The sequence below is a fragment of the Streptomyces niveiscabiei genome (assembly GCF_001419795.1).
GTDB lineage: Bacteria > Actinomycetota > Actinomycetes > Streptomycetales > Streptomycetaceae > Streptomyces > Streptomyces niveiscabiei.
The window spans coordinates 1-8,639 of sequence record NZ_LIRL01000519.1 but is presented as its reverse complement, the minus strand read 5'-3'; the positions used below and the strand labels follow the sequence as shown (position 1 = coordinate 8,639).

Below are 8,639 nucleotides of genomic sequence, written 5' to 3'. Positions count from 1 at the left end.
CCGCTGCACGTCCCCCGGCCGTCCGCCCGTCACCCGGGCAACGGCCTTTGCGTACAACCGATATGAGAGGAGAACGGCTCCATGAGCATCCGTGAGAAGTGGACGCACCGGTCCCCGAGGGATGCGGTGCTCGGCGTCCTGGGGATCATCACCCTGGGCGTCGCCGTCCTGTCCGTGTACGTCAGCTACCAGATCCTCCACCCCCGTTTCGGGGGATGGGCCGCGCCGGTCGTGGGAGCCCTGGACGCCCTGTGGATCGTCGTCCAGGCGACGGAGATCCTGGCGGGCAGCAACCGCCGCCGTGCCCGGCGCGTGATGGCGGCCGGGCTGATCCTCACGGCCGTCAACGCCGCGATCCCGACGGCCGACCTGATCCTCACCGGCGGCCTCGACCTGGCCGTGATCCTCACGCCGGTCGCCATCGTCGCCACCAAGGTCGCGTGGTGGGTCGTCCTCCCGTCGCTGGGCCGGCGCATGTCGCCGCAGATGCGGCAGCGCATCGACCTCCAGCGCCAGGAGGTCGCCGACCGCCTGGAGGAGATGGAGGCCGAGGCCGCACAGCGGATCGAGCTCCTGACCGTCGCCCGGGGGCTGGAGCGGCAGGTCGCCAGGGCGGAGACGGCCTACCGCAGGGAGTACCTCAAGACCCAGCAGCGCACCGCCGAGCAGCTCCACAAGCAGGCCACGAAGACGGCGTCCACCGTCGAGAAGAAGCCGCTGCCCGGCACGGTCCCGGCGATCGCCCTGCCGGAACTCGGCACATGGAAGGCGATTGCCCCAGCCCTTCCCGTCGCGGGCCGTCACGCCGACGACACGCAGGTCAGCGCCCTGCCCGAGGCTACCGGCACGGACGGCGGCACAGCAGACGGCACGGACCCGACGCACCAGGCCGTGCCGGACGAGGCGCTGGCGGACCTCGCCGCCGTCGCGGGCGTGCCGGTTCCCGAGCCCGGCACGGCGCTGACCGATGAGCAGCTCGACGTCGTCCTGCGGTGCCTGCGCTACAGCGACGACCCGCCATTGTCGTACCGCGCGGCCCGTGATCGCTTCCGCCGCGCCGGTTTCGTCGGCGGCGAACAGCGGGTGCGCCAGGCATGGGCGGCGTTGATGAAGCTGGAAGGGCTCGACGACGCGTCCGAGGACGGCTCGGACACCGAGAGCGAGACCGAGGACGCAGACGCCTAGAAGCCGTCCGGCACCACCAGTGAGAGCCAGCCCGCCCCTCGTGGGCTGGCTCTTGCTGCGACTGCCGGAACTTGCAGTCGAGGGCGGTGCAGACCCGATGAGTGACCCGATGAGCACGCGATGTGTTTGCAGATTCGGGGAGCAGATCCGGCGAGCACCGCCTAAATCGGGAGATTCTCGAAAATGCGTTCGGTTATGCTCGCGTGCCCAGAGTGACTACGCATATCCAGAGTGACCAGAGGTGAAGGAGGGGCGTGGGAACCAACAGGCGAACCACGACACGACGACAGAGCAGGCGGGGCGAGGCCGAGGAGGAGATGTACGGCCAGGCGGCCGGCGCCATCGGCGTCCTGGTCATCGTGTTCGGCATCCTCGCCGTGATCAAAGACAAACTCGGGCTCGGCTGGCCCGCCACCGTGCTGCTCACGGCCGGGACACTCGTCGCGCTGGGCTACCTGGCCTGGCGCGTGCGGACGGTTCTGATCAGGCTGTGGGCGCGCGATGTGCAGCCCGCCAAGAAGCCGGAGGAGAAGGCTGCTGTGGTGGCACAGGAGGCCGCCGAGGCCGTTCCCGCGCACCCGGAACTGACCGCAGCCCTGCGCACGGCCGGCGCCATCGGCCGTGACGAGATCGTGCGGGCGGACGAGGCCACCGTCGAAACCTTGCCCGTCGGCGGCAAGGTCTACGACTTCCTGGTACCCAAGGGACGTACGTACAAAGACGTCGAGGGCAAACTCGGTCCCGTCGCCGGAATGTTCGGCGTCACCCGCCTGCACACCAAACTCGACCGCTCCCGAGAAAACGAGCGGCGAGTCCGGTTGCTGGTCCTTGACCAGCCGCCTTTCAGTAAGCCGTTCCCTCCGCCGACCCGGCAGGAAATCGAGACCTTCGGCGGAGTTCCGTTCGGTCACGATGTCACCGGCCAGCTTGCGGGAGTGGAGACGTTCGACAAGGCGTCTCTCCTGGTCGGCGGAATGACGCAGATGGGGAAGACGACTCTCGTCAACGGGCTGATCACGTGCCTCCTCATCGCGTACGGAGAATTCGACCTCTATCTGCTCGACGGAAAGCACTGCGGGCTGACGAGGTTCGAGCCGATCGCCGTCCGCTACGAGGCGTCCGAGAATCCGGCCGTCATGGAAAGCCTCCTCAACGAGCTGAACGAGCGCGTTGAGTCCCGGTACAAGAAGATCCAGGAAGCCATTCGGAATCGGCAGGAAGCACCGAAATTCCGGCCGGTGTTCTTCATCGTCGACGAAGCTGCCGACTTCTTCACCGACAACGGGACGAGTGAAAGCAAAGAACAGGCACGTCGGATCGCTGAAAAGGCGCGGTCTCTGGTATCGAAAGCGCTGGAGTCCGGTATCGGTGTCCTGATGCTCACACAGCGTCCGGCACAGAATGCGATCCCGGTTATGGTCCGCGACCAGTTCCTCTACCGTATGTGCCTCTACGTGGCATCGGAAGGGACTGCCAAGGTCGCCCTCGGTGACACGTATTTCGATACTGTCGCCCCGATCAACCCGGCTCTCCTCGACTCCAGTATCAAGGGTCAGGGAGTGTTGTTCGCGCACGGAGTCTCCACTCTCATCCGGGGATTCAACTTCCCGGACCAGTTCGTCTGGGACTTGGTGGACGAAGTGAAGAAGCGACAGAAGGAAAAGGCGGATTCAGTCCCTGCGTCTCCACTCGAACAGGCGATCAAACTGATGCAGGACAAGGGCGTCGACTTCATGCCGTCGTCCGACCTGGCACCGGCCCTGGGAATTCTGGAAGACGACCGGGTCGAGATGGGGAAAAAGCTGAAGGAAGCCCTCGGAGTGCCTGTTCACCGAGGTACGAAGGGCGTGCGGGGCTACCGCCTCCTCGACCTCACCGCCGCTCTTATGTCCGATTCGTGACCGTCACCCGGCACCGCACCCGCACCGCACCCGCACCGTCACCCGGTACTGCCGGGTGACGGTCGGCCAAACGCGGGTGACGGTCCGGGTGCGGTCACAGGTGACGGTCCTGAGCAGGGAAAACATCCACAACAGCAGGAAAGGGGGTGAGGGCGTGCGTGCCACCGCAGTGGCCACGATCGGCGTGGGAGCGACGGCCGCCGTCGTCCTGGCGGCGCTCGTCCAGGCGGCCGGCGACGATCCGGTGGGAGCGGCGCTCAGTCTGTCCGTACCCGCCGAGTACAGGTCCCTGATCGAAGAGGCGGGAAAAACCTGCCCCGAGGTCACACCGAATGTCCTCGCGGCACTCCTCACACAGGAGTCCGGATTCAATCCGAAAGCGCGCTCACCGGTCGGGGCACAGGGCATCGCACAATTCATGCCCGCGACATGGGAGGCGCACGGAGTCGACGGGAACGGCGACGGGAAAAAGGATGTGTGGGACCCGGAGGACGCGATCCCCGCGTCCGCCGAGTACCTGTGCACCATCGCCAAGGAAGTCGACGACGTACCCGGCGACAAGCGAAGCAACATGCTCGCCGCCTACAACGCCGGAAGCGGAGCTGTCCGCAAATACGGCGGCGTCCCTCCCTACAAGGAGACACAGAACTACGTCCGGTCGATAAGCTTTCTCGCCGACCAGTCGTCCGGCAGCGGAAAATCCACGACCGCCAGCCAGGCCGCCACCGCGATCAACGCCGCCCAAGGAATGCTGGGCAGGCCCTACTCATGGGGCGGAGGAAACGCGAGCGGACCGAGTACGGGAATCTGCTGCTCACCCTCCGGTAAATCCGGGGCGAGCATCGTCGGATTCGACTGCTCCGGGCTCACGCTTTACGCCTACGCCAAGGCCGGTATTTCACTTCCGCGTACGGCTGCTCAGCAGTACGCGGCATCGGAACCGGTCGATCCCGGAGACGTCCGTCCCGGCGACCTTGTTTTCTACGGCGCGACCGCCGCGAGCATTCACCACGTCGGTATTTACGTCGGCGGCGGATGGATGATCGACGCGCCCCGCCCGGGGGCCGAGGTCAAGTTTTCGCCCATGAACACGATGCGGGACCTTTTCGGTGTCGCACGACCTGTAACAAGCAACAGCAAGGAGGCATAACCCATGTCCAAGTTCCTCGCCAAGCCGATCGACATGTCCGGCGGATTCAGCGATTTCTTCGCCACCATCGGACTCACCGCCGGAGGGCTGGTCACCAAGGCGATCGCCGCCGTGATCGCGGTCATCGCCATCCGGATGGTCTTCCAGCTCATCAAGCACCCGGAGAACGCGCTCCGCAAGGGCACCACCGCCGTCGGAACCCTTTTCGTCGCCGTGGTCCTGGCGCTTTACGGGGACACCCTTTTCTCGACCGTCACCTCGGCTAGCTGACCATGGCGAAAAATCCGTGTGACGGAATCCTGGACAGAGCCAGGGATTACTGCGAACGCGGTCTGACCGGAAAGGTCCCTGACACTTCCGGCGGCGGGGGGCTCACCGACGGTGCCTCCGAGCACGTCAAGGATCTCGCGAAGAGTTTGATGCGGACGCTCCAGGGGCTCCTTGCGCCGGGCAACATGTGGGCCCCGAAGGATTCCACGGGGCTCTACGAACCGTTTCTCTGGCTGGGCCAGCATCTCGCCGTCGCGATTTTCCTCTGCGTGGTCGCGGTGTGCGGGCTGACGGCCTGGCAGGGAGTGCCCCGCCTGCGGCAGATGGGGCTGTCCGCAGGATGGACGATGGCGGCCGTGGCGCTGATGGCCTCGATTCCCGGCGTCGTGGTGCTCCTGAACCGGGCGGTGAGCGCCGGGTTCACGGCCGCGTTCGCGAGCAACGAGGGAACCCTCTTCGGATCGATCACCGCCGAGCTGGACGGGCCGGACGCGGGCAACCCGCTGGGCACCATGCTGCTCATCGCGATGCTCGTCGTGGCCCTCGCGTTCGCGGCGCTGGTGTTCATGACGCGCCAGCTCGGCGTCCTCACGTTCGTCTGCATGGCCCCGCTGGTCATCGCCTCCCTCGCCAGGGGCGGCGATACCTCGGCGGTCAAGGCGTGGGCGACGAAGCTCCTGGGCCTGATGTTCGCCCCGTTCGCGCTCCTGGTGATCTCCCCGTTCGTCGGGTTCGCCAAGGGCTCGATCGCGCTGCATCTCGTCCTGCTCGTGGCCGCCGACCTGCTGATGCTGCGGATGATCGTGCACGGGGTGCCGTACTTCGGTCCCAGGATCGCCGGATTCGTGGGCACGGTGGTCGAACGCAAGACGGACAATCAGAAGATCCATAGGATCGTCCGTCTCGGTGCGCCCGCCTTCTACGAGCGTGAGAACTCGCCCCGGGACCTGGGCACGGTCGACACCCCGGGACGCGCCGTGCACAAGGACAAGGCCCGTCTGCTCGGCGCGTACGGCCTGAGGCCGGCCGAGCGGTCGTCGCGGCTGACCACCGATTCGGTCATCGCGCAGACGAGCCGGGACGCAGACCGGACCGCCCGGCTCACCCAGGCGCGACGGGCGGCGCGGGCCTCTCAGCCTCCGCCTCAGCCGACCGGCCAGAGCGGTGCCCGGCCCCGGACTCCGGCTCCGTCCCCCCGGTCGGGTTCCGGACGTCCGTCCCGACCGTAACCACCGCTGTGGCGCGGCCCCGGCGTTCCCTCCCCCGCTCCGGTGGGGCGGACGAACGCCGGGGCCGCGCCACAACAGCTCTCACAGAGGAGATCGTCCGTGTCGTATTCCCTGACGCCCGGCTACCGTGTGCCCGCCGTGCAGCGCGGCCTCAGTCGCGTCGAGACTCTGCTGACCAAGGCGAACATCGGCGTCGGGAGCGCCCTGCTGGTGTCTGCCATGGCCACCCCGCCTCCGCCCTGGACGTTCGGTGCGGTCGGAACCGCGGCCTTCTTGCTGAACGTGTCGCCGGGTCACCGCTCGATCGCCCGCTGGACAGCGGTCGGATACCGACGTATGCGTGAGCGGACCGTCCCGGCCTCCATGACCGACCGGCCGGGAGCGACGGAGACCTGGACGCTCTACCCACAGCACGGCACCATGCAGGACGCGCCGAAGCGAGCCGCGTTCCATCATGCGTTCGCCCGCTCCCTGGTGTTCGCCAGCGAGCAGGCCCGCAGCGCCGGCATCCAGGTCCACGTCACCCACCACGCCGAGACCGGCACCTGCACCACCCACACCCAGACGATCTCCGTCCACGTGCCCAAAGGGCTGGTCGGACAGCCGGACCGGGTCCTCGGCACCCTGGAGGGCGAGTTCGCCCGCCTCGGCGACCTGATGCTGGCGGACCTGGCACCGGTTCCCGAGGTAGTCGACAGGGCCTCCGGATGGGTGGCTCTGGAGGACGGACGGTTCGCGTCCACGGCACGGATCACAGGCTGGCCGGACGCCACGGACGGCGACCTCATGGCCAAATTCCTGCTCAAGCCCGACGGCCCGGACCGGTCGGTCGGCGTGATGTACCGGCCCCTCCCGATCAGCCAAGCCCACCGCTCCGCGCGGTGGCAGAAGGCGGCGTCAGGCGCGTTCACCACCGACCCGATCAAGCACGACGCACAGGACATGGCGAGCAGCAGCACCCACGGCGCCCTCGTCCAGGGCGCGACCCTCGTCGATATCGACGCCTACCTGACGGTGTGGGGCGACAGCCCCGAGACCGTCGCTGCGGCCCGCTGGGACACCACGCTCACCGCCGACCGGCACCGCATCAGCCTCGACTGGCTCACCGGCCAGCAGCACCGCGCCTACGTGATGACCACCCCGCACGGCGCAGCCACCGCGAAAGGAGCGATCCTGTGATCCGCCTCCCCTCCAACCACGCCTCGATCACCGCACCACTCGTCGCGTCCGACACCGAGTTTCCCGGCATTCCGATCGGCCGCTCCACTCTCGACGGCCGCCCGTTCCATCTCTCGCCGGTCATGGCCGACGCGTCGATCCTCCCCTCGACCAACAGCTTGGCACTCGGCGGCCTTGGCTCCGGCAAGTCCACCACCGCCAAGACTCGCATCCGCCGGGAGATCCGGGACCATCAGCACCAGGCCGTGGTTATCGACTCCTACGGCGAGGACGGCACCTCCGGAGAGTGGACACCGCTCACCCACGACCTGGGCGGAAAGGTCATCCAGGCGGGGAACTTCACCCTCAACCCGTGCAGCGAACTGTTCCCGCCGGCCGTCCGCGAGGAGCTGATCCGCTCCCTCATCCTCGCCGTCGAGCCCGACGCCCTCACCACCCAGGCCGGACACGCACTCCAGCACGCTCTGGCCCACCCCAAGGCGACCGCCCTTGAGCCGCTGGTCGACGCGCTGGTCAGTCCCCAGGACGGCCGGTGGCCCGTCGCTCGCCTCGCCGAGTGGGGCGAGGGCGTCGCGATCGCACTCAGCCGCTACACCGAGGGATCGCTGAGCGGCATCTTCGACGGAGCGGGCTCGACGCTCCCCGAGACCGACCTGCCGATCATTTCCTTCGACTTCACCCTCCTCGACCGCAACTCGCCCGCGATCCCCTCCCTGATGGCGGCGGTCTCCTGCTGGGCGGAACACGTGTGGCTTCGACAGTCGACTGCCGTGCACCGCCACCTGGTCCTGGAGGAGGCGTGGCAGATCCTGCTGTCCCCCGCGACTGCCGCCTTGATCCAGAGGCAGTTGAAGAACTCCCGTAAGGCCGCGTTGAGCCTGGACGTGGTGATGCACACCCTCTCCGACCTCGGCGACGGCCGCGCCCAGGACCTGGCCCGCCTCTGCGAGATCGCCCACATCGGCCGCCTCAACCCCGAAGAGGCTGACCTCGTCGGCTCGCTGCTCGGCCTGCCCGAGTGGGCGGTTGACATGATCCCGATGCTCGACCCGGGACAGGCAGTGTGGAAGGTCGGCCCCGACTACGTGGACGTCATCGAGACCGTCCTCGACGAGGACGAGCGGCGTCTGACCGACACCTCGGTGCGTCGGCGCAAGGCCCAGGAGCAGATCGCGGACCACGCTGCGGAACAGGCCCTTCTGGTGGAGAACCTGGAGGAGGAGTTCGACACGGTCGACGGCACGGGAGTCGAGCTGGAGAAGACCGGGGAGCCGGAGAAGACCGAGCCCGAATTTAGCGAAGCCGCCACGGCGAGCAGCGAGGACGGCGACTGGGACTGGGAGATGCCTCCCAACATGATCGACACCCGGCACCAGGACGTTCTCCAGGCCGCGCGCGAGGGCCGGTGCACCGAGGCCGCCGACCTGGCGGTGATCGGCGAACGTGAGGACATCCGCGCGTACGGCATCAACTCGGACGAGGCGGCCGGCTGGCTGGTGACCCGCGCCCAGGTGGCCGAGCTGTGCGGGGACCGCAACCAAGCGGCTCAACTCCGCGCTACCGTCGCCCGCATGGGCAAGGACGCGCAGTGGTACGAGCAGCCGCACAACCCGGACCGGCAAACGGACGACAGCACGGTGCACGGTGTGCCTCGGCAGCTCCCGCCCCCACCCGAACACGGCTCTCGGGCCCCGATCTTCGGCTCTGGCCGCGCCGAACCACCCC

Annotated in this window: 7 protein-coding genes; all 7 read left to right on the top strand. The window is 67.8% G+C overall.

Translation table 11 applies throughout. The annotated features are described in order from the left end of the window. The first annotated feature begins 81 nt into the window (after window positions 1–81). Window positions 82–1,185: a hypothetical protein gene (locus tag AOK24_RS24655; protein WP_055722261.1), complete on the top strand. Its 1,104-nt coding sequence runs from the start codon at window positions 82–84 to the stop codon at window positions 1,183–1,185. Between the two features lie 254 nt (window positions 1,186–1,439). After that, window positions 1,440–3,086 (top strand): FtsK/SpoIIIE domain-containing protein, encoded by a 1,647-nt coding sequence (locus tag AOK24_RS24650; RefSeq protein WP_159051968.1) that lies wholly within the window; start codon window positions 1,440–1,442, stop codon window positions 3,084–3,086. A 100-nt stretch (window positions 3,087–3,186) separates the two neighbouring features. After that, window positions 3,187–4,236, top strand: a complete 1,050-nt coding sequence (locus AOK24_RS24645) for a C40 family peptidase (RefSeq protein ID WP_240554101.1) — start codon at window positions 3,187–3,189, stop codon at window positions 4,234–4,236. Between the two features lie 3 nt (window positions 4,237–4,239). Beyond that, a complete protein-coding gene (locus tag AOK24_RS24640) occupies window positions 4,240–4,506 on the top strand; it encodes a hypothetical protein (RefSeq protein WP_055722258.1) in 267 nt (88 codons plus the stop codon). Between the two features lie 2 nt (window positions 4,507–4,508). Next, window positions 4,509–5,735: a TrbL/VirB6 family protein gene (locus tag AOK24_RS24635; RefSeq protein ID WP_478078773.1), complete on the top strand. Its 1,227-nt coding sequence runs from the start codon at window positions 4,509–4,511 to the stop codon at window positions 5,733–5,735. 99 nt (window positions 5,736–5,834) lie between these two features. Continuing rightward, window positions 5,835–6,914, top strand: a complete 1,080-nt coding sequence (locus AOK24_RS24630; protein WP_055722256.1) for a hypothetical protein — start codon at window positions 5,835–5,837, stop codon at window positions 6,912–6,914. Further along, window positions 6,911–8,639 (top strand): hypothetical protein (locus AOK24_RS24625; protein ID WP_055722255.1); only part of this gene is annotated, 1,729 nt, incomplete at its 3' end. The genes AOK24_RS24630 and AOK24_RS24625, both read left to right, overlap by 4 nt.